Consider the following 20,613-nt stretch of genomic DNA (forward strand, 5'->3'; position numbering starts at 1 on the left):
GCCCTAGTCGAGCTGCGTCAGCGTTACGCGGCGCAGCTCGTAAGGCGCGCTTTCGAGCTGGAAGCCGATGCGGCCGGACGACGGCGTGGCCTTGGTCACCTTGTTCTGCACCACGCCGTTGATGGTCACTTCCACCGTGCCGTCGCGGCTGACGATGTCGGCGCTGTTCCACTCGCCAGCAGGCAGTTCGCTGTCCGCGACCATGTGGGCTTTGATAATTGGGACCGCGCCGGCCGCGCTGGTTGGCGGTTCTGCGAAAGAGTAGTCCGCCATCGGCAGCAGGTCGCCCACGCTGCCGTTCTTGGTCTGGACTTGCAGGCTTAGCGGCCACACGCGGTCCATGGGGCCGGGGCTGATGTGCAGCAGCACGCCGCCGTTGCCCGGCTTGCCGCTCCAGCGCCACTCCACGTGCAGCTTGTAGTTGCGGTAGCTGGCGGTGGTGGCCAGGAAGCCGGCCGGCTTGCCGGTGGACGCGACCACGCCGCCCGGCAGCATGGTGAACACGCTTTCCAGCGGCGCGGCGGGCGTGGTTTGCAGCTCCCAGCCCGTGAAGTCCTTGCCATTGAAAAGGTCCACGGCGCCGGCCTGGCCGGCCAGCAGCAAGCCTGCAACGCAGCCGGTCCACAATTTGCTCACTCTAAAATCCTTCATCTGATACGCTCTCCAATACCATGAAAAAACTCATACTTGCCACAATGATCAGTTGCATCTCGGCGCTGGCCTGCGCCAATCCTGTTATTCCGCTATGGCCGGAAGGCGTGCCGGGAGCGCGCGCCAATATCGGCGGGGAACAGCTCAAGGAGGGACGCATCTCCAATGTCAGCGAACCGACGCTCACCCTGGTGGGGCCTGCGGTCGACCGGCCGAACGGCACAGCCGTCATCATATGCCCTGGCGGCGGTTATGTGCGGCTTTCCGCAGACCGGGAGGGCACGCAGTACGCCAACTGGCTGTCCGGGCTGGGCGTGACGACCTTTGTCCTGAAATACCGGATGCAGGAATTCGGCCATCCGGCGCCGCTGCAGGACGTGCTGCGCGCGGTGCGCATGGTGCGCTCGCGCGCCAAGGAATTCGGCATTGACCCGGCGCGCATCGGCGTGATGGGCAGCTCGGCGGGCGGGCACCTGGCGGCCAGCGCGGGCACGCTGTTCGACTTGCCTGCGGGCCGCACCGGGGCGGCGCTGGACGGCACCAGCGGGCGGCCGGACTTTTTGATGCTGATGTATCCCGTCATTACCATGGACCCGGCGGCCGCGCATATGGGTTCGCGCGTGGCGCTGCTGGGGAAGTCGCCGTCGGCCGAGCTGGTGGCGCAGATGTCGCTGGAGAAGCAGGTCACCGCCGCCACGCCGCCCACGCTGCTGATCCACACGCAGGAGGACCAGGCCGTGCCGGTTGAGAACAGCATCCTGTTCTACCAGGCGCTGACCAAGGCCAAGGTGCCGGCGGAGATGTATCTGTTCGAGCATGGCGGGCATGGGATGGGCATGAAGGACGGCCTGGGGACGTCGTCCGACTGGCCACGGCGCGCGGAGGAATGGCTGCGCACGCGGGGGCTCCTGTCGAAGCGATAGGCGGCTCCTGGCGGGTTACGCGGAGCTAACCCGCCCTACGCGGCGCATGCGTTACCGGGAATGGCGGATTGCGTGTGGGTTACGCGGCGCATACATTACCGAGAATGGCGGATTGCGTAGGGCGGGTTAGCGACAGCGTAACCCGCCGGCTCCATCACGCAAAATGGAACATCTGCTCCAGCGGCCACTCGCGCGGCCGGTTGCCCGGCTCCACTTCCATCAGGTCCGCCATGTAATCCCACCAGCGCTTCATCACCTCCTTCTGCGGCAGCTCGGCGATCTTGTTGTCCGGCCAGAGCTTCAGCACGGCGAACAAGTGCAGCGTTTCCTCGTCCAGGAAAATCGAGTAGTCGTAGATGCCGGCGTCACGCAGCGCGCGCGCCAGGTCCGGCCACAGCTCGTCGTGGCGGCGGCGGTATTCCTCCACCGTGCCGGGTTTGAGTTTCATGCGGAAGGCGCGCGAGGTCATTTTTTAGCCACCATTTTCTTGAGTTCCGAAGCGGCCAGCAGGAAACCGCCCACACCGTAGTTATAGCTGGATGCAGGCCGGTAGAACGCCGGTTCCGCACCGGTCTGCTGGATGCCGCCCAGGCGGCCGTCCGCGTACACGTTTTTCAGCAAGCCCGCCCAGGCGCGCTCGATCACCGGGCGGTAGGTCTTCTCGTCCAGGTAGCCCCGGTTCACGCCGTAGGCCATGCCGTAGACGAACAGCGCGGAGCCAGAGGTTTCAGGCAGCGGATACGTGGCCGGGTCCAGCAGGCCGGCGTGCCACAGGCCGTCCGGTCCCTGGATTTTCGCCACGGCCGCCGACATCTCGCGCAGCTGCTGGATGTAGAACGGCCGCTTCGGATCGTCCGCAGGAATCAGGTCTATGCTGCGCGCCAGGCCGCCCAGCACCCAGCCTTCGCCGCGCGACCAGAAGATCTTCTTGCCGTTCGGTTCAGTCTTGCCCACGTAGCTCGCGTCGCGCGCGTACAGGTGCTCCTGCTTGTCGTACAGCAGGTCGTAGGTGTTCTGCCATTGCGTGTGCACATAGTCCAGGTACTTGCGGTCGCCGGTGGCCTTGTACATCTTCAGCCACACCGGCGGCGCCATGAACAGCGCGTCGCACCACCACCACGGCAAGCGGTCATCGCCCGGCTTGAGCGTTTTCAGGTTGATCAGGATGTCCAGCTGGGTGCGGGTGGCGGCCAGTTTTTCAGGCGTGGGGTCCAGCGCGTACAGCTCCAGATAGGTCTGCGCCACGCTGATGTCGTCCGCGTTGGGGTATGGCGTGCGCAGTTCCCAGTTGAAGCCCCTGGCCATGGTCAGCATGGCGTCGCGGTATTTGGCGTCGCCGGTCGCTTCGCTGGCGGCCATGAAGCCGGTGAACAGCACGGCCGAGGTCCAGATCTTGTCCAGGTGGCGCATGGTGCGGTCCAGCTGCCAGTCCGCCACTTTGCGCAAGGCCTTGTCGATGGCCGCAGTCTGCAGGGCCGGAGACAGGTCGGTCGCCAGCGGGCCGCCGTCAACGGGCGCATCGCCGAATTTGCGGTTGGTGTCCTTGTCCACGATGGCTTGCTGTGCCGGCGTGGGCAGCGGGTAGTTCTGCTGCGCCGAGGCCAGGCCAAAGGCCAGGCTCAGCGAGATGAAAAGTGCGGTCTTCTTAAACATTAGGTCTTGTCCTGTTCTTCAAAGCTTTTCTTCGATGGGTCTTCCTTGGGCTTGGCCACGCCCACAACGCTGCTGCCCGCAGGCAGGCCGCGCACGGCGGCGCCGTCTTCCACCTCGACCGGTGCGCCCAGTGCCAGCTTCACGTCGCTGAACAGCCAGTCTTTCACGTCGTGGATAAAGCCGCCCTGCTTGGCTTGAATGTCCACGTTCTTCAGGCTGAAACGCTCCAGTGGCACTTCCTTGTAGCCGCTCACTTCAAACGCCGTGGTGGCGCCGGTGGCCTTGATGTTCCAGATGCTCACGTCGTGGAAGTAGGCGCGGCCTTTTTCCTTGGGCACCGGCGTGGCCAGCACTTTCCAGTACGGCGGATAGTCCTTGATCTCCGGCGGAATGGTGGCGTAGCTGTAGCTCGGGTTCCAGTTCATGGTGATGCGCATGACGACCGGGATGTCCGTCATCTTGAAGTCGTGCAGGCGCAGGTTTTCTCCGAAGCCGCCACGGGTGTGCGCGGACTTGAACAGGATGCCGACCGGTACATTGCCCACCACGGTGATGTTGTAGGCTTCGATGTTGCGGAAGCCGCCCGCCGTCTCGCTGCCGAAGGTCACGCCTGCGGCGCCGTCGCGCACGATGGAGTCGCGTATCACGACATCTTCCGTGGTGCGGGCCACGCGCTGGCCGTCGGAATCGCGTCCGGCTTTCAGGCACAGGGCGTCGTCGTTGACGGCGATGTCGGCGTTCTGCACCAGGATGCGCTTGGAGGAGTCGATATCGATGCCGTCCGTGGAGGGGCCACGGCCGCCTTCATTGTTGCGGATGACAACGCCGTCCACGGTGATGTCGGTGGAGTAGCAGATGTGCAGCGTCCAAAAGCCGGAGCGGCGCAGCAGCAGGCCGCCGCCAACTTTGACGTGGGACGAATTGAACACCTGTACCAGGCGCGGGCGCTGCGCATCGTAGTCCGAAGCCCAGCGCAGGCCGCGCGGTTCGTATTCCTTGCGCAGGGTCCAGTAGCTGTCCCAGAAGATTTTGCCGTCGCCGTCGATGGTGCCTTCGCCTTCAATGACGGCGTTCTTCTGCTCGTAGACGTTCACCAGCGCGGCCGGCCAGCTCATCTCGATGCCCGCGATACGGGTGGGCATGACGGGATAGTCCTTGATGTTCTGCGAACCGAGTATGGTGGCGCCCTTCCCTACGTTGAGCGTAACGCCGCTCTTGACGAAGATGGAGCCGCTCAGATAAGTCCCGGCCGGGAACACTACGCGCCCGCCGTCCTTGGCCGCGGCATCGATGGCGGCCTGGATGGCCTTGGTGTTCATGGTCGTTCCGTCGCCTTTGGCGCCGTACTTGTCCACGCTGTAGTCCTTGGCGCCGGCGACCGACATGGCCAGGGCCAGCACGGCGGCCAGCGCGGCCTGTATCCACTTCACTTGCATGGTGCTCCTCATTTGATTTGATCGGACAGCAGGCGCACAGGGCCGAGCATGCCGGACGGCTTGGGCTCGATCAGGTGGGTGTCCTGCGGGACGAAGCGCTGGCCGTAGCGTGCGGACAGCAGCCGGTAGTCCGGACGCTCCTGGCCCGCCAGGCCGTTCAGGGCCAGGTTGGCGACACGCACTTCGATGCGGTTGCTGCCTGCTTTCAGCCACTGCGTTACATCGAGCTGGTAAGGCGGCTTCCACACGGAGCCTGCGCGCGCGCCGTTGATGTAGACCACGGCCGCTTCACGCACAGGGCTTTCCAGCATGGCGCGCATGCCTGCCGGGACTTTGGGCGTGCTTTCCAGCGCCGTGCCGGGACCGAAGTCCAGCGTGACGCGGGCGTTCGCTGCGGGCGCCGTTGCCAGCGTGACGTCCTTGGTGTAGACGCCCTCGCCGGAGTAGTAGCGGGTTGCGGCCGTATCGGTCCACGAGCGCAGTTCGGCGATGGCTTGCGGCTGGGCGCCGGCAAAGGCAAGCTGCCAGTCGCGGCTCAGGTCAGCCAGTACCGAGGCTGTGCCCGCACCGGCGGCGGCCACGCTGCTGCCGGCGCCGGGCGCCGTGGCCTGGGCCGCATCGGACAGCACGAGCACGCGGGACTCGTAAGGCGCCAGGATCAGCGCAAAGCCGGGCTTCACGCTGGCCGGTGTGGTCTTGCCGTCCTGCGGGTTCCACCAGGCCGCCGAGCGGCGCGTGGCGCGCAGGGTTGCGGTGGTGCGCACTTCCCGGTTGCTGGTGTTGGCGATGAAGTAGATGTCGCCATCGGCCAGCTTGCGGCGGATGAAGCCCACGTCGGACTGGCCGGACGCCAGGCGCAGGTCGCCCGGCAGCGCCTTCTTCAGCGCCGCGCCGACGGCTGCGTCGTCCGCCACTACCTGCACTTGCGCGCCGGAGGCGAACAAGGCTTTCGAGGCCGCCGCCACCTGGCCGCCGATGTGCGCGGCGTCGGCATAGCCCGGCGCCAGCGAAGGCTTGCCTCCGACGGCGATGATCTTGCCGCCGCCGCGCACGTAGGCCTGCAGCTTGGCCAGTACTTCCGGCGCCAGCCGCGTTACATGCGGCAGCACCAGCACAGGATGCTTCACGCCCAGCGCCAGGATGGATTCGGCGTCCACGTAGTCCAGGTTGTGGCCAGCGTCGAGTATCTGCTCGGTCAGCAGCGGCGTAACGTGTTTGTGCATTTCGGCCGACAGCGATACCTTGCCCGGCGTGAGCGCGGCATAGACGTCGTCGTTCGGCAGCAGCACCGCCACTTCATTGGCCGGCTGCCCCTGGCGCAGCAGATAGCTGGTGCGCTGCAGATAGGCGTTCACATCCGGCATGACGTTCCACCAGGGCTGGTGGTCGTTGAACACGGCGGCGGCGTAGAAGGAGTAGCCCGGCTCCTGCGCGCCCGGCGGCGTGTACGGCCAGCCGTGGCCGACGAACTGGTTCACGCCCTGCAGCAGCATGCGGTCCGCTTCCACCTTCATGTCCAGCGGCGTGGCGCTGAAGGCGGGCGAATTGAGCCAGGTCCAGGTCTCGGCGGAGACCACGGGACGGTTGTACAAATGGCATGCCGAGGTGGCAAGGCGGGTGAAGGAGAAGCTGCGGAACTGCGGCCCCTCGCCTTCCGGCAGCGCCACCAGACGGTTGCTGGACATGGAGACCGCAGGCTCGCCGTAAGTCTGCGAGCGGAACTGGGTGCGGTGGGCGGTGGCCCAGTCGTTTACCGGCGTGAGATAGCGTTCGTTGACCAGTTCCGTCTGCGTGAGCGCCCAGTCGTGGCGCACGGCGGCAGCGTCCGGCCCCTGGCCGCTGTAGACGGCGGGCAGGTGCGGCTTCAGGTCGTAGCCGCGCCGGCGCTGGAACTCGGCAAGGAAATCGCCGGTCCAGTCGGTGCCGTAGACCTCCAGGCTGTCCGAGAACACGGCGTATGGCGGCTTGTCGCCAAAGGCTTTCAGCAGCGGCTCGGCCACCGTGTTCAGGTGATGGTCGATGGCGGTGCGGCTCAAGTGGTCGAGCACAAAACCTTCCGCGCCCAGTGCGGCGCGCTTGACCTGCTGGCCGGTGCGGCTGGCGATGTAGTGCACCGCCACGCGGGCTTGCGCTGCGGGTTCCACGGCGGCACGGCCGGTGGCGGAAGACTTGGCGTCCAGCAGGCGCAGCTTGGTGGCGTCGTACTGCTTGTCGCTGCCCTCTCCCACAAAGGCGGCCACCAGGCTTTCGCCGCTCATGACCGACGGCAGCGCGTAGGATGCGGCGCCTGCCGGAATGGCGACTGCCGCCACGCGCATGCGGCTGGCGGCTTCCGTTACGGGGACGTTGGGGCCGCCGTAGGGCCAGCCGCTGGCCAGCGTCATGTCAACGCGCAGCTTCTGCTCATGGGCTTTGACGTTGACGAAGCTGACGGCGTCAAGGAATTCGGGGGAAAGATAGGGAACGTTGCGGATGCCGCGCGCGGGGTCATCCAGTTCCATGGGGTAGACGGGCTGGATTTCAAAACCGCCGAAACCGCCCTGCTTCATGGCCTGCATTTCGCGTTCCAGCTGGGTTTTGACCACGTTCGGGCCAAACCACCACCAGCGCACCAGGGCTTTGGCGTCGTCCGGCGGGACGGCCAGCCTGGCCGCCACGTCGGCGAGCCGGTCGGAGCGCACCGGCGCCGGCGGCACGTAGGCCGCAGCGGCGCCGGCCGCACCAGCAGCGCCCCCGCCGGAGGCCAGCGCCCCGCTGGCGGCCAGCGCCGCCACCGTAGCGGCGAGCCATGTTGAGGAAATGTTACGCGTAGCCGCCGTCCTGCGCATGGTGCGCTTGCTCATCGATAGGCTCCGGCGGACGTTTAAACGATGCCGCTGCTGCTGGCGCCTGCCTTTGCCGGACGTGCTTCAGCCGCTTTCTCACGGTAGCCGGAGGCGCGGTAGCAGGCAACCGGATCAATGGCGCCGCCCGAACGCAGGCGGGCCATGGCCAGGATGGCGCTGACGTCGGTGCGGTAGGCCTGCTTGAGCGCCTGCGCCGATTGCAGCGCGTCGTTGCTTTCCTGGTACTGCTTGAGCGCCGCGCGGTCCACCAGCGCTGCCTGCACTGCTGCGCGCTGCACTTCGGCGGCGCTGTTCATCAGGCTTTCAATCGGATCGGTCACGTTGTGCGACTGGTCCAGCATGTAGGCCGGGTTGAAGCCGGCGCCGTCGCGCTGCTCGGCGTCCGCCAGTTCATTGAAGACCAGGAACAGCTGGAACGGATTGATGCTGCCCGAATCCAGGTCGTCGTCGCCGTATTTGCTGTCGTTGAAGTGGAAACCACCCAGCTTGCCGAACTGCGCCAGGCGCGCAACGATCATTTCGATATTGGTGTTCGGCGCGTGGTGGCCCAGGTCGACCAGGCATTTCGCTTTCGGGCCGAGCTGCTGGGCGCAGGCGAAGCTGGTGCCCCAGTCGGCGATGGTGGTGGCGTAGAACGCAGGCTCGAACAGCTTGTGCTCGATGTACATCTGCCAGTCGTCCGGCAGCGCCGCGTAGATGCCGCGCGCGCTGTCCAGGTAGCGTTCCAGCGCGCCGCGCAGGTTGTGCTGGCCGGGGAAGTTGGCGCCGTCGCCCACCCACACGGTCAGGCCTTTCGAGCCGAGCGCCTTGCCCAGTTCGATGCATTCGATATTGTGCGCTACCGCTTGCGCGCGGGTAGCCGCGTCCTGCGACGTCAGGCTGCCGTATTTGTAGCTGTGTTCCTGGCCCTGCTGGTCCTGGAAGGTGTTCGAGTTGACCGCATCGAAGCCCAGGCCGTAGCCTTCTGCCTGCTGGCGCAGCGCGCTCGGGTCGGTGGTTTTATCCCATGGGAAGTGCAGCGACACGCTGGGCGTGGCGCGCGTGAGCTGATGGATCACGCCGCAGTCTTCCATTTTCTCAAACACGTTGCGCGGCTCGCCCTTGCCAGGGAAGCGCGCGAAACGGGTGCCGCCGGTGCCCACGCCCCAGCTCGGGAGCGCCACGGCAAAACGCTGCGCGGCGGCGGTCAGTTTTTCGATGTCCTGGCCACGGCGGGCCAGCACGCCGGCCAGCGCGTCGTAGTCGGCCTGCAGGTTCGCTTGCAGTTTTGCGTTGTGTTCGGCCACGCGGCCAGCGTCGATCAAAGTGCTCATTCCAGTCTCCATCTGTTCTTCTGAAGGCTGGCATGCGGCGCATGCCAGCCGAGTTGCTTAGCGCCTGGCGCTTATCGAGTAAAGGCGGCGGCGTTGCCGGCATCCACGTTCAGGATGTTGCCCGTGCTCTTGCCTGCCTTGTCGCTCGACAGGAAGTACACCGCTTCCGCGATATCTTCCGGCAGCACGCTCAGTTTCAGCATGCTGCGCTGGCGGTAGAAGTCTTCCACGTCGTCCGCGCCGATTTTATTCGACTGGGCGCGTTCCTGCTTCCATTTTCCGTCCCAGATGCGGGAGCCGCGTATCACCGCGTCCGGATTGACCACGTTGACGCGGATGCCGTGCGGCGCGCCTTCCAGCGCAATGCAGCGCGCCAGGTGGATTTCGGCCGCCTTGGCGGTGCAGTAGGCGGAAGCGCCGGCCGATGCCACCAGGCCGTTTTTCGACGCCACGAACACCATGCTGCCGCCCAGTTTCTGCTGCTTCATGATGCGGAAGGCGGCGCGGCTGGCCAGGAAGTAGCCGGTCACCAGGATGTCCTGGTTGCGGTTCCAGATTTCCAGCGTGGTCTCGTCCAGCGGCGCCGACGAGGCGATGCCGGCGTTGGAGATCAGCAGGTCGATGCCGCCGAAACGCAGCGCCGAGGCGTTGATCACGTCTTCCACCGCCTGCTCGCTGGTGATGTTGGCGACGATACTGCCTACGCTGTCCTTGCCTGCGGCCTTGGCCAGGTCCTTGTGCGCCTGTTCCAGGGCTTCCGGGTCGATATCGGTCAGCATGACGCAAGCGCCTTCCTGCAGCAGCTGGCGTGCAACCGCCTGGCCGATGCCGCCGGCGCCGCCGGTGACCAGCGCAATGCGGCCGGCCAGGCTTTTCGGTTTCGGCATGCGTTGCAGTTTCGCTTCTTCCAGCAGCCAGTATTCGATGTCGAAGGCTTCCTGCTCAGGCAGGCCGACGTAGGTGTCCACGCCGTTCGCGCCGCGCATCACGTTGATGGCGTTGACATAGAACTCGCCGGCGATGCGGGCGGTGGCCTTGTCTTTGGCGAAGGACAGCATGCCCACGCCTGGAATCAGGTAAATGATCGGATTGGCGTCGCGCACGGCCGGGCTGTTGTCGTGCTTGCAGCGCTCGTGGTAGGCGCGGTAGTCGGCGCGGTAGGCTTCCAGGCGTTCATCCAGGCCGGCCACCAGGCCGTCGAAGTCCGGCTTGGCCGGGTCGAAGTCGATCACGAATGGACGGATCTTGGTGCGCAGGAAGTGGTCCGGGCAGGACGTGCCCAGCGCGGCCAGCGGCTCCAGGTCTTTGCTGCAGACGAATTCCAGCACGGCGTCGCTGTCGTCGAAGTGGCCCAGTTTGTACTCGTCCTGGCTGATCTTGCCGCGCAGGATAGGCATCAGCTTCGCGGCCAGCGCGGAACGCTCTTCCGCCGCCAGCGCAGTGGTGCCGGCGCCGCCGAATACCGGCTGCTTGACGTTGGCGGCCAGCCACTCTTCGGCGCGCTTGATGATGTTCAGCGTGGTCTCGTAGCAGCTCTTGGCGGTGTCGCCCCAGGTGAACAGGCCGTGGCCTTCCAGGATGATGCCTTTCAGCTGCGGCTGCGATTTCGACAGCGCTTCCAGTTTCAGGCCCAGGTCGTAGCCTGGACGCTGCCATGGCAGCCAGCCCAGTTCGCCTTCGAACACTTTGGCGGTGATGGCTTCGCTGTTCTTGCAGGCCGCGATGGCGATGCAGGAGTCCGGGTGCATGTGGTCGACGTGCTTGCGGTCGATGTAGGCGTGCAGCGGGGTGTCGATACTGGCGGCGCGCGGGTTCAGGTTGAAGGTGCAGTGTGGCAGATAAGCCACCATCTCATCTTCCAGCGCCAGGCCGCGGTAGCGCTGCTTGAGCGCTTGCAGCTTGTCCATGTACAGCGTGGAGAAACCGTCGATCTTGATACTGCCCAGGTCGCCGCCCGAGCCTTTCACCCACAGCACTTCCACTTGTTCGCCGCTGAGCGGGTCGGCCATCATGACCTTGGCGGAAGTGTTGCCGCCACCGAAATTGGTGATGCGCAGGTCCGAACCCAACAGGTTGGAGCGGTACAGCAACAGTTCAGGCTCGCTCATGGCGGCCGCCGCGCTGTCGTTCCAAAGGGAAGCGATCGGTTCTTTCTGCTTCGGGTCTTTCATTTGCTGATCTCCGTTGTTGGGTATGTGTGCTGATTTTTTGCCGCAGGGGCAACTGCAATCAGTAGAAATCAGCGGGGTATGGAGTGTCAATGCGCAAGCAATCAACATGATGACTAAGAACGAAATAATCATATCGTTGATTGGAACGCGCAGTTAATGCTGCAATGCGGCGGAAATAATCAATTAATTGAGCAGAGCTTGATTGACTGGTCAGACCAAAATGATTAGTCTCTATCGTTAATAAAGTGATCACCTGGCACTACCGGCGGCGAAATCCTCCGGCACGACTTGAGTAGACACAAAACAAGAGGAGACAGAAATGGTAAATCACAAGCGCCGTAAACGTTTGTTGAAGCTGCTCGCCGAACATAATACGGCTAGCGTGCCTCAACTGGTCGAGTGGCTCAACGCCTCGCCTGCTACTGTCCGCAGGGACATCAGCTGGCTGGCCGGCCGCAATCTGCTCACCCGCACACGGGGTGGTGCAACCAATCTGCAACAGAAAAAGCGCGGGTTCCCGCTCACCAGCGAAACCTTCCAGAACAACATCCAGTGCTACGCCGAACGCAAACGCGCCATTGCGCGCTATGCGGCAGGCATGTGCACCGAGGGCGAAACCATCATCATCAACGGTGGCACCACCACTTTCATGATGGCCGAGTTCCTGGTTGACCAGCATCTCAAGATCCTGACCAATTCCTTCCTGATGGCTGAGCGTTTGCTCATTTCGAGCGAGAACGAGATCATCCTGCCGGGCGGCAAGGTGTACCGTGAGCAGAACGTGATCCTGAGCCCCTTCGACAACGACATCACCCAGCACCACTACGCGGCCAAGATGTTCATGAGCGTGTATGGCTTGTCGCTGCTGGGATTGATGGAGGCGGACCCGCTGCTGATCCAGGCCGAGAAGCGATTGATCAGCCAGGCCGAAGAATTGATCGTTCTGGCCGACAGCTCCAAGTTCCAGAAGAAGGCCGGCCTGATCCTGTGCGGCCTGAACCGCGTGTCCACCGTGATCACCGACACCCACGCTTCCGATTCGGCTGTGCAGCTGATGGAGCAGTCGGGCATCCGCGTGGTGACCGTGGAGCCGGAGGCCATGCCGCCGCAAATGAACACCCCTAACTATAACCCAGGGTACGACTTCCAGTCCGCAGCCCTGTTCCAATCGGAGACCTCGCATTGAAGCTCAAGAAACTCGCAATCGCGGCGCTGGCCGCAAGCATGCTCGTCGCCTTTGCTGGCTGTGAAAAGAAGCAGGAAAAGGTACGCATCGCCATGGTGGTGAAGAATCTGGGCAACGGCTTCTTCGACGCGGCCCACGCCGGCGCCAACGAGGCGGCGGCGCAGCTCAAGGATGTGGAGATCATCTACACCGGACCGACCACGCCCAGCGCCGAAGGCCAGATCGAAATCGTCAATTCGCTGATCAGCCAGAAGGTCAGCGCCATTGTGATCTCGGCCAATGACCCCGATGCGCTGGTGCCGATCGCCAAGAAGGCCATGGCGCGCGGCATCAAGGTGATCTCCTTCGACAGCGGCCTGTCGCAGGAAGGCCGCCTGATGCAGCTGAACCCGTCCAATGCGGCGCTGATCGGCCAGAAGCAGATCCAGATGGCGTCGGACGCCATCGGCGGCGCCGGCGAGATCGCCATCCTGTCCGCTTCCGCGCAGGCCACCAACCAGAACATCTGGATCAATGTGATGAAGTCGGAGCTGGCCAAGCCGGAATTCGCCAAGCTGAAACTGGTGGCCACCGTGTACGGCGACGACCAGTCGGACAAGAGCTACCGCGAAGCGATCGGCCTGCTGCGCAGCAATCCGGGCCTGAAAGCCATCATCGCGCCGACCACCGTGGGCATCAACGCGGCCAGCAAGGCCGTGGTGGACGAGCACCTGGTGGGCAAAGTGTTCGTGACCGGCCTGGGGCTGCCGTCCGAAATGGCGGGCCACGTCAAGAGCGGCGCGGTGCGCGAGTTCGCCATCTGGAACCCGATCGACCTGGGCTACGCCGCCACCTACGCAGCGTATGACTTTGTCAAAGGCGCTCCGAATGCCAAGGCAGGCGGCTCGGTTTCGGCCGGCCGCATGGGCACCATTGCGATAGACGCGAACGGCGAAGCGGCCATGGGCGCACCGTTCACCTACAACAAAGAGAACGTCGACAAGTTCTCCAAAATCTTCTGACGCGGACGTAGCATGCAACTCAATTTGTTAGCAAACGGCGAGCTGCCGCAGCCTGCAGGTGCACAGCGGGCAGCGTCGCCTGCCGCCACGGCTCAGGCGTCGGCTGCGGCGGGCGCCGCCCTGCCCGCGCCGGTGCTGGCGCTGACCGGCATCAGCAAGCGCTTCGCCGGCATCGTGGCACTGAACAAGGTAGCGCTATCCGTGCGCCCGGGCGAGGTCATGGCGCTGATCGGCGAGAACGGCGCGGGCAAGTCCACGCTGGTCAAGACGCTGACCGGCATTTACCGCCCGGACGAAGGCAGCATGGAACTGTGCGGCAAGCCGGTGACTTTCGCCAGCGCGCAGGAAGCCATGCGCGCCGGCATCACCGCCGTGCACCAGGAAACGGTGATGTTCGATGAACTGACCGTGGCCGAAAACATCTACGTGGGCCGCCAGCCGTGCAAGGGCGCGCTGGGCCGCGTGGACTGGCGCCTGATCGAAGCCGAAGCGGAAAAATTGTTTGAGCGCCTGGAAGTGTCGCTGCCGGTGCGCGCCAAGGTGAAAGACCTGAGCGTGGCGCAGCGCCATTTCGTTGAGATCGCCCGCGCCTTGTCGCAGGATGCGCGCGTGGTCATCATGGACGAACCGACCGCCTCGCTGTCGCAGCGCGAGATCCAGGAGCTGTACCGCATCATCGCCCAGCTGCGCGCAGCGGGTACGGCCGTCATCTTCATCTCGCACAAGTTCGACGAGATTTTCGCGGTGGCCGACCGCTACACCGTGCTGCGCGATGGCCAGTTCATCGCCGAGGGCGCGCTGTGCGACATCACCGAGCCTGAACTGGTGGCGCTGATGGTGGGCCGCGCCGTGCACCAGGCCTACCCCAAGGCCGACGTCGCGCCAGGCCCGGTGCTGCTGGAAGTCGAGGGCTACTGCCACCCGACCGAATTCGAGAACGTGAGCTTCAAGCTGCGCCAGGGCGAGATCCTGGGCTTCTACGGCCTGGTGGGCGCCGGCCGCTCCGAGGTGATGCAGGCGCTGTTCGGCCTGAGCACCGGCGTGCGCGGCTCGGTGCGGCTGGGCGGACGCCAGGTGCGCATCACCTGCCCTGCCGACGCCATCGCCCACGGCATCGCCTACGTGCCGGAAGACCGCCAGCACCAGGGCGCGCACCTGTCGCTGCCCATCCTGCAGAACATCACCCTGCCCATCCTGGACAAAGTGGGTTTCCTGCTGCGCGGACGCCGCGCGCAGGAGAACAGCATTGCGCGCCATTTCAGCGAACAGCTGGAACTGAAAGCCAGCCACCTGACGCAGCTGGTGTCCGAGCTGTCGGGCGGCAACCAGCAGAAGGTCGTGCTGGGCAAATGGCTGGCGACCAATCCGCGCGTGATTATCCTGGACGAGCCGACCAAGGGCATCGACATCGGCTCCAAGGCCGCCGTGCATAAATTCGTCAGTGAGCTGGTAGGCAAAGGCCTGTCGGTCATCCTGGTGTCGTCCGAACTGCCGGAAGTACTGGGCCTGGCGGACCGCGTGGTGGTCATGCACCAGGGGCACATCACCAATGTATTCGAGCGGGCCGAGGCCACGCCGGAAAAAGTAGTGGCGGCGGCTTCCGGCTGCGCGCTGCCAGTTGAGGAATGCGCATGAACGCACTGAAAAGCGTACTGAAACAAAGGGAGGCGCTGCTGGCGCTGATGATAGTGGCCCTGATACTGCTGGTGGGCCTGCGCGCGCCGGTGTTCCTGAGCTGGGGCAGCCTGGCCGGCCTGCTGACCGACAGCACCCTGCTGATCATGCTGGCGCTGACGCAGATGCTGGTCATCGTCACGCGCGGCGTGGATTTGTCCGTGGCGTCCAACCTGGCCTTGTCGGGCATGATGTCGGCCCTGCTTGCGGCGCGCTATCCCGAGCTGCCGCTGGTGCTGGTGATGCTGGCCGCCGTGGCCATCGGCCTGCTGCTTGGCCTGGTCAACGGCTGGCTGATCGGCTACCTCGAACTGCCGCCCATCGTGGTTACGCTGGGCACCATGAGCGTGTACCGGGGGCTGGTGTTCGTGCTGTCCGGCGGCGCCTGGGTGTCCTCGCACCAGATGCCGGCCGACTTCATTGCCTTCCCGCTGGCGCGCCTGCTGGGCGTCAGCCACCTGGTATGGATCGCCTTGGCGACCGTGGCGGCGGCAGTGTTCGTTGCCCGCCACAGCCGCTTTGGCCGCGACCTGTACGCAGTGGGCAACGAGCCTGCGTCGGCGCGCTATGTCGGCATTCCGATTGCACGCCGCCTGCTGTGGACCTACGGCCTGTCCGGCCTGATGGCTGGCCTGTGCGGCTACCTGTGGGTGGCGCGCTACGCCGTGGCCTACACCGAGATCGCCTACGGCTTCGAGTTCACCGTGATTGCAGCCTGCGTCATTGGCGGCATCAGCATCGCGGGCGGAACCGGCACGGTGGCCGGCGCTGTGCTGGGCGCGCTGTTCCTGGCCGTGATCGGCAACGCCCTGCCGGTGCTGAAGGTATCGCCGTTCTGGCAAAGCGCGCTGACCGGCTTTGTCATCCTGACCGCCGTGATGATTAATGCGCGCGGCAACAAGAGCGCCGGGCGCCAGATCCTGCCGCTGCATCTGATTAAATCTACCGGGAGTGCCGCGTGAATCCAGCGCCTATGCCAACCTCGACACAAGCCACCGCACCGGCGGCAAGCACATCGCGCTACGTTATCCAGGACCGTCCGGGCTTCCGCCTGGGCGCGGCGCTGGGCCGCTGGGAAAGCCTGCTGGCCTTGCTGCTGCTGGCCGCCTTCATCGTTTGCGGCATTCTGCTGCCGAACTTCCTGGACCTGAACAACCTGGCCGACGGCACGTTCAATTTCAGCGAAAAAGCGCTGATCGCGCTGCCGATGGCGCTGCTCATCATTTGCCGCGAAATCGATATTTCGGTGGCCGGTACGCTGGCGCTGTCGTCGGTGGCGATGGGCTACGCCAAGTCCATCGGCCTGCCGCCGGAAAGCCTGCTGTTCGTGGCGCTGGCCACCGGCACGGCATGCGGCTGGCTTAACGGCTGGCTGGTGACGCGCTGGGCGCTGCCTTCCATCGTGGTCACCATCGGCACGGTGTCGCTGTTCCGTGGCCTGGCCAGCGTGGTGCTGGGCGACCAGGCTTACACCGGCTATCCGCAGCTGATGATGGACTGGGGCCAGGGCTATTTCTTCGACCTGATTCCGCGCGAGTTCGTGGTGCTGCTGGTGTTTGCCGCCATCTTCGCGGTGGTGCTGCACGCAACGAGCTGGGGCCGCCGCATCTACGCCATCGGCAACAACCCGATCGCGGCGCGCTTCTCCGGCATTCCGGTCGAGCGCTACCGCCTGGTGCTGTTCATGGTGGCGGGCGCCATGGCCGGCCTGGCCGCGTATCTGCTCACCGGCCGCATCGGCAGCACCCGTCCGAATATCGCCATGGGCTGGGAACTGGAAGTGATCACCATGGTGATCCTGGGCGGCGTCAGCATCGCGGGCGGCGCGGGCACCATAGGCGGCGTGCTGCTGGCGGTGCTCACGCTGGGCACCGTGACGTATGGCCTGTCGCTGGCAAACATCCCCGGCATCTACATGACCATCGTGGTTGGGGTGCTGCTGCTGGTGACGATTGCGCTGCCACGCCTGCTGCGCGGCCGCAAGGTGGCCAAATGAAGGGCAGCGCGACCATCGTTCTCGATATCGGCAAGACCAATGTCAAGCTCGCGCTCCTGGACAGCGAGGGCGGCACGCTGGCCGAACAGCGCAGCCCGAACGCCATCATCAACGACGGGCTTTACCCGCATCACGACACTGAACGGATCTGGGGCTGGATGCTCGACACCATGCGCGCCTTTGCGCAGCTGGCGCACGTGACCGCAATTGTGCCGGTAACGCACGGCGCCACAGCGGCGCTGGTCGACGATCACGGCCTGGTGCTGCCTGTGCTGGACTACGAGTTCGAGCTGCCGCCCGAGCAGGACGAGGCATATGGCGCACTGCGGCCGGCGTATTCGTCCAGCTACTCGCCGCTGCTGCCGGCGGGACTTAACCTGGGACGCCAGCTGGCCTGGCAGGCGCAGGCCTTCCCCGAGCAATTCGCGCGCGCGCAGCATATCCTGATGTATCCGCAGTACTGGGCCTGGCGCCTGAGCGGCGTGGCCGCCAGCGAAGTCACGTCGCTGGGCTGCCATACGGATTTGTGGCAGCCGGCGCGGCAGCAGTATTCCGCGCTGGTCGAGCGCATGGGCTGGAGCGGCCTGTTCCCGGCCATGCAGCCGGCGTGGGCGCCGCTGGGCGCGCTGAAGCCGGACCTGGCCGAGCTGACGGGATTGCCGTGGGATTGCCAGGTTATCTGCGGCATCCACGACAGCAATGCCTCGCTGCTGCGGCACTTGAACGGCGACGGCCCGCGCACCGTGCTGTCCACCGGCACCTGGGTGATCGCCGCCGCCATCGACATGCCGCTGGACGGCTTGCGCGAGGAAGCGGACATGCTGGCGAACAGCAATGCGCTGGGCGAGCCGGTGGCGTGCATGCGCTTTATGGGCGGGCGGGAGTTCGGCGAGCTGGCCGGCGCTGCGCCTGAGACGTGCAGCGTGGAGGATTTGCAGCGGCTGATCGATCAGGGCACGCTGGCGCTGCCCTGCTTCGCCTCCGCAGGCGGGCCGTTTGGCGGACGCGCCGGAGAAATCACCGGTCCTGCACCGCAAACCGCGCAGGAGCGCTATGCGCTGGCCACGCTGTACTGCGTGCTGATGAGCGATTACTGCCTGTCGGCGCTGAACGCGGCAAGCGGCGCGATCGTGGTGGAAGGCAGCTATACCGGCAATCCGCACTTCGCCCCCCTGCTGGCCGCGCTGCGTCCGGCGCAAGCCGTCAACTGCTCGGACGACGCCAGCGGCACCACCTGCGGCGCCTGGATGCTGGCAAATTGGGTGGAGAAATGCCAGGATGCGAGAACTGACCCCGGCGCTGCCCCCGGCGCGGCGGCGGGCCTGGCATTGAATGGCTGGGCTGCATACCGCGAGCGCTGGCTCGCGGCGCTTTGATTCCGGCAGCGCCGCATTGCATACATGGCGGGTTACGCGCGGCTGCGCCGCGCTAACCCGCCCTACGCCTTGATACACGTTGACTCGTGAACCCGTAGGGCGGGTTAGCGGCGCAGCCGCGTAACCCGCCGGAGCCGCCGCAACCCTTATTTGACGGGTTTGAGCAGAATATTAGTGGGCTGGTCGCGCTCGACGCGCAGGACGCCGGCGTATTCCTGCAATTCCACCACCTGTATCGAACTGCGCCGCTGTTCCGGACCGTCCAGCTTGGCGTCCGTGCCCCGGCGGCCCGGATGGGTGAAGTAGAACAGGTAGGCGCGGCCGTCGCTGACCACCACGTCGGCATGCCCGCCCTGCACCTGGTCGTCCGCGCCCTGCCCGCCGCCCTGCAGCAGGTTGTCCGCCTGCCGCACCCACTTCACTGCGTCGTCCGACCGGTACACGGCCAGGCCGCGCCAGACGTCGGTGATCATCCACCACGAGCCCTTCCACTGGAATACCTTCGGCCCTTCGCCAGCCTGGTCGCTGACGGTGCGGCCACGGTCGGTCCAATGCACGAGGTCCGCACTGTCGGCGTAGTAGATGGATTTCTTGTCGGCTTCGTTGTTGTACCACATGCGCCACCCGCCGCCCGGCAGGCGCGCCACGCAGGCGTCGATGATGCTCTCGGAGGCCAGCTTGATCATTTCCGCTTTGCGCCAGCTGCGCATGTCGCTGCTGGTCAGGTGCACCATGTGGCGCGGGTGCTTCCAGTCGGTGAAGACGCCGGGCACCACGGTGAGGTACATATGGTAGGTGCCGTCGTCGCCGCGCACGATCTCGGGCGCCCAGTGGGTGGCGTCCGCACCGCCCCACTCCTTCGGCAGCTCAATGTCGGCCAGCCCCGCATAGGTCCAGGTGGCGCCGGCGTCGTCGGATTCGGCGATGCCGATGCGGGTGCCGTGCACCCAGGCGATGTTGGGTAGGCCGGCGGACTTGGCGCGCCGGTTGGTGTAGTACATCCACCATTTGCCGCGCGCCGGGTTCCAGATCACCACCGGATCGGCCGCGCCGTCTTCCACCGGATCGCGGAACAGCGGCTTGGCAGCCACTTTTCCCTTGTCCGCCACCGGTACGCCGAAGTCCGGCGTGCCGTCGGCGCGCCAATTCAGCACTTGGGCACGGGTGTGGCGGTTGGGATCGCGCAGCGGGTCGCCCTGGATGTCGCGGTAGTCGCGCGCGTGGTAGACCAGCACGTCGGCCTTGCCGTCGGGCGTGGTGGTGAAGGAGTTGTGGCCGGGGCCGTACTGGCCGTTGGCGCTCTTGAATACCGGCTCGGCGGATTTGCGCCAGGACGCGGCGTCCAGCAGGTTGGCGCCGGCGGGCGCGGTGAGCAGGCCCATGGCGTAGTTGGCGTCGGTGGCGCTGGCCGAGTAGGTCAGGAACACGCGGCCATTGCGCACCAGCGCCGACGGGGCTTCGTTGACGTGGTACTTGACCTTTTCCCACGCGTATTCGGGGCGGGAAAGCATGGTGGCCGGGCCTTTGATGGACAGCGGCGTGTCCATTTCGGCCAGGTAGATATTGGTGCCCTTGTAGCCTTCCCCGGTGCCGCGCTGGGTCCAGGCCAGGTAGCGCTTGCTGCCCAGCGCGAAGGTGGTGGCGTCCAGCGCGAAGCTTTCCCAGCCGGTTTTCAGCTGGCCGCGCTCCACCCACTCGCCTTCCAGCGGGTTGGCGGCGCTGTTTTCCAGCACGTAGAGGCGGATTTCCCAGTGCGCGTCCGCGCGCCCCGCGGTGAAGTAGATGTACCACTTGCCGTTGATGTGGTGCAGTTCGGGCGCCCAGATGTGATAGCTCATCGGCCCGCTGGCGTGCTTGCGCCAGGCCGTCTGCGCCTGCGCAGTACCCAGCTCGTCCAGCGTGCGCGCGCGGCGCAGTTCGATACGGTCGTACTCCGGCACGGTGGCCGTGAAATAGTAGTAGCCGTCGCTGTGCAGCGTGACGTGGGGGTCGGCCCGCTGGCGCACCAGCGGGTTGGCAAATGCGGGCTCGCCCGCCTCCGTGGCCTGGGCAGCGAATGCCGGCGAGGACAGGGCCGCCAGCACGGCGGCGGCGATGAGGCTTAGTCTGTATGTCATCGGTTTTTGATTGATTGAATGGACGGTTTACCGTCACATTCTAGGGGAGCGCCGGGCCATATTTTCTCGTGGAGCCAAAGAATCACCATGATGATCGGCGTAAAAAAACCGCGCCATCAATGGCGCGGTTTCAGGGCCGCCATGAGGGAGGAATGCTTAGAATTCTTCCCAGTCGCTGCTGGCCGGTTTGGCGTTGGCCAGCTTGGCCGGCGCGGCGCGCTTCGCTGCGGGTGCCGCCGGCGCGCGCGGCGCGGCGCGGGCGATAGGCGC

Annotated in this window: 15 protein-coding genes; 7 read left to right on the forward strand and 8 right to left on the reverse strand. The window is 65.4% G+C overall.

Annotation, left to right across the window (positions count from 1 at the left end; translation table 11 throughout):
- Positions 1-3: 3 nt before the first annotated feature.
- A complete protein-coding gene (locus GTP77_RS15025) occupies positions 4-636 on the reverse strand; it encodes a 3-keto-disaccharide hydrolase (protein WP_161072963.1) in 633 nt (210 codons plus the stop codon).
- 59 nt (positions 637-695) lie between these two features.
- On the opposite strand from GTP77_RS15025, the gene GTP77_RS15030 reads away from it, so the two are divergent.
- Positions 696-1,574, forward strand: coding sequence for an alpha/beta hydrolase (locus GTP77_RS15030; protein ID WP_229202202.1), 879 nt, complete (start codon positions 696-698; stop codon positions 1,572-1,574).
- Positions 1,575-1,728: 154 nt separating this feature from the next.
- Here the strand turns inward: GTP77_RS15030 and GTP77_RS15035 are convergent, their stop codons facing one another.
- From GTP77_RS15035 to GTP77_RS15060, 6 genes are all read right to left on the reverse strand, one after another.
- Entirely contained in the window at positions 1,729-2,043 is a 315-nt protein-coding gene (locus tag GTP77_RS15035; RefSeq protein WP_161072965.1) for an L-rhamnose mutarotase, read from the reverse strand.
- The gene (locus tag GTP77_RS15040) at positions 2,040-3,227 is read right to left on the reverse strand and encodes a glycoside hydrolase family 88/105 protein (protein ID WP_161072966.1); all 1,188 of its coding nucleotides are present in this window, start codon (positions 3,225-3,227) and stop codon (positions 2,040-2,042) included. Before GTP77_RS15040 ends, GTP77_RS15035 begins: the two co-directional genes overlap by 4 nt.
- The gene (locus tag GTP77_RS15045; RefSeq protein ID WP_161072967.1) at positions 3,227-4,663 is read right to left on the reverse strand and encodes a glycoside hydrolase family 28 protein; all 1,437 of its coding nucleotides are present in this window, start codon (positions 4,661-4,663) and stop codon (positions 3,227-3,229) included. The genes GTP77_RS15040 and GTP77_RS15045 overlap by 1 nt, the downstream gene beginning before the upstream one ends.
- Before the next feature lie 8 nt (positions 4,664-4,671).
- Positions 4,672-7,506 (reverse strand): glycosyl hydrolase, encoded by a 2,835-nt coding sequence (locus GTP77_RS15050; RefSeq protein ID WP_229202203.1) that lies wholly within the window; start codon positions 7,504-7,506, stop codon positions 4,672-4,674.
- Between the two features lie 20 nt (positions 7,507-7,526).
- Positions 7,527-8,822, reverse strand: coding sequence for an L-rhamnose catabolism isomerase (gene rhaI / locus GTP77_RS15055; RefSeq protein WP_161072968.1), 1,296 nt, complete (start codon positions 8,820-8,822; stop codon positions 7,527-7,529).
- Positions 8,823-8,893: 71 nt separating this feature from the next.
- The gene (locus GTP77_RS15060; RefSeq protein WP_161072969.1) at positions 8,894-10,993 is read right to left on the reverse strand and encodes a bifunctional rhamnulose-1-phosphate aldolase/short-chain dehydrogenase; all 2,100 of its coding nucleotides are present in this window, start codon (positions 10,991-10,993) and stop codon (positions 8,894-8,896) included.
- 319 nt (positions 10,994-11,312) lie between these two features.
- On the opposite strand from GTP77_RS15060, the gene GTP77_RS15065 reads away from it, so the two are divergent.
- The 6 genes from GTP77_RS15065 to GTP77_RS15090 are packed head-to-tail and all read left to right on the forward strand — an operon-like array spanning position 11,313 to position 18,226.
- On the forward strand, positions 11,313-12,179 hold the full coding sequence (locus tag GTP77_RS15065) for a DeoR/GlpR family DNA-binding transcription regulator (RefSeq protein WP_161072970.1): 867 nt from the start codon (positions 11,313-11,315) through the stop codon (positions 12,177-12,179).
- Entirely contained in the window at positions 12,176-13,180 is a 1,005-nt protein-coding gene (gene rhaS / locus GTP77_RS15070) for a rhamnose ABC transporter substrate-binding protein (protein WP_229202204.1), read from the forward strand. Before GTP77_RS15065 ends, rhaS begins: the two co-directional genes overlap by 4 nt.
- 12 nt (positions 13,181-13,192) lie before the next feature.
- Complete coding sequence (locus tag GTP77_RS15075) at positions 13,193-14,815, forward strand: sugar ABC transporter ATP-binding protein (protein ID WP_161072971.1); 1,623 nt, start codon at positions 13,193-13,195, stop codon at positions 14,813-14,815.
- A complete protein-coding gene (locus GTP77_RS15080; protein WP_229202205.1) occupies positions 14,812-15,816 on the forward strand; it encodes an ABC transporter permease in 1,005 nt (334 codons plus the stop codon). Before GTP77_RS15075 ends, GTP77_RS15080 begins: the two co-directional genes overlap by 4 nt.
- Positions 15,817-15,827: 11 nt before the next feature.
- Positions 15,828-16,850, forward strand: a complete 1,023-nt coding sequence (locus tag GTP77_RS15085) for an ABC transporter permease (protein WP_161072973.1) — start codon at positions 15,828-15,830, stop codon at positions 16,848-16,850.
- A complete protein-coding gene (locus GTP77_RS15090) occupies positions 16,847-18,226 on the forward strand; it encodes an FGGY-family carbohydrate kinase (protein ID WP_161072974.1) in 1,380 nt (459 codons plus the stop codon). The genes GTP77_RS15085 and GTP77_RS15090 overlap by 4 nt, the downstream gene beginning before the upstream one ends.
- 146 nt (positions 18,227-18,372) lie before the next feature.
- On the opposite strand, the gene GTP77_RS15095 is transcribed toward GTP77_RS15090, so the two are convergent.
- Positions 18,373-20,343: a family 43 glycosylhydrolase gene (locus GTP77_RS15095; RefSeq protein WP_161072975.1), complete on the reverse strand. Its 1,971-nt coding sequence runs from the start codon at positions 20,341-20,343 to the stop codon at positions 18,373-18,375.
- Positions 20,344-20,613 lie beyond the last annotated feature (270 nt).

The organism is Pseudoduganella aquatica, assembly GCF_009857595.1.
Lineage (GTDB): Bacteria > Pseudomonadota > Gammaproteobacteria > Burkholderiales > Burkholderiaceae_D > Rugamonas > Rugamonas aquatica_A.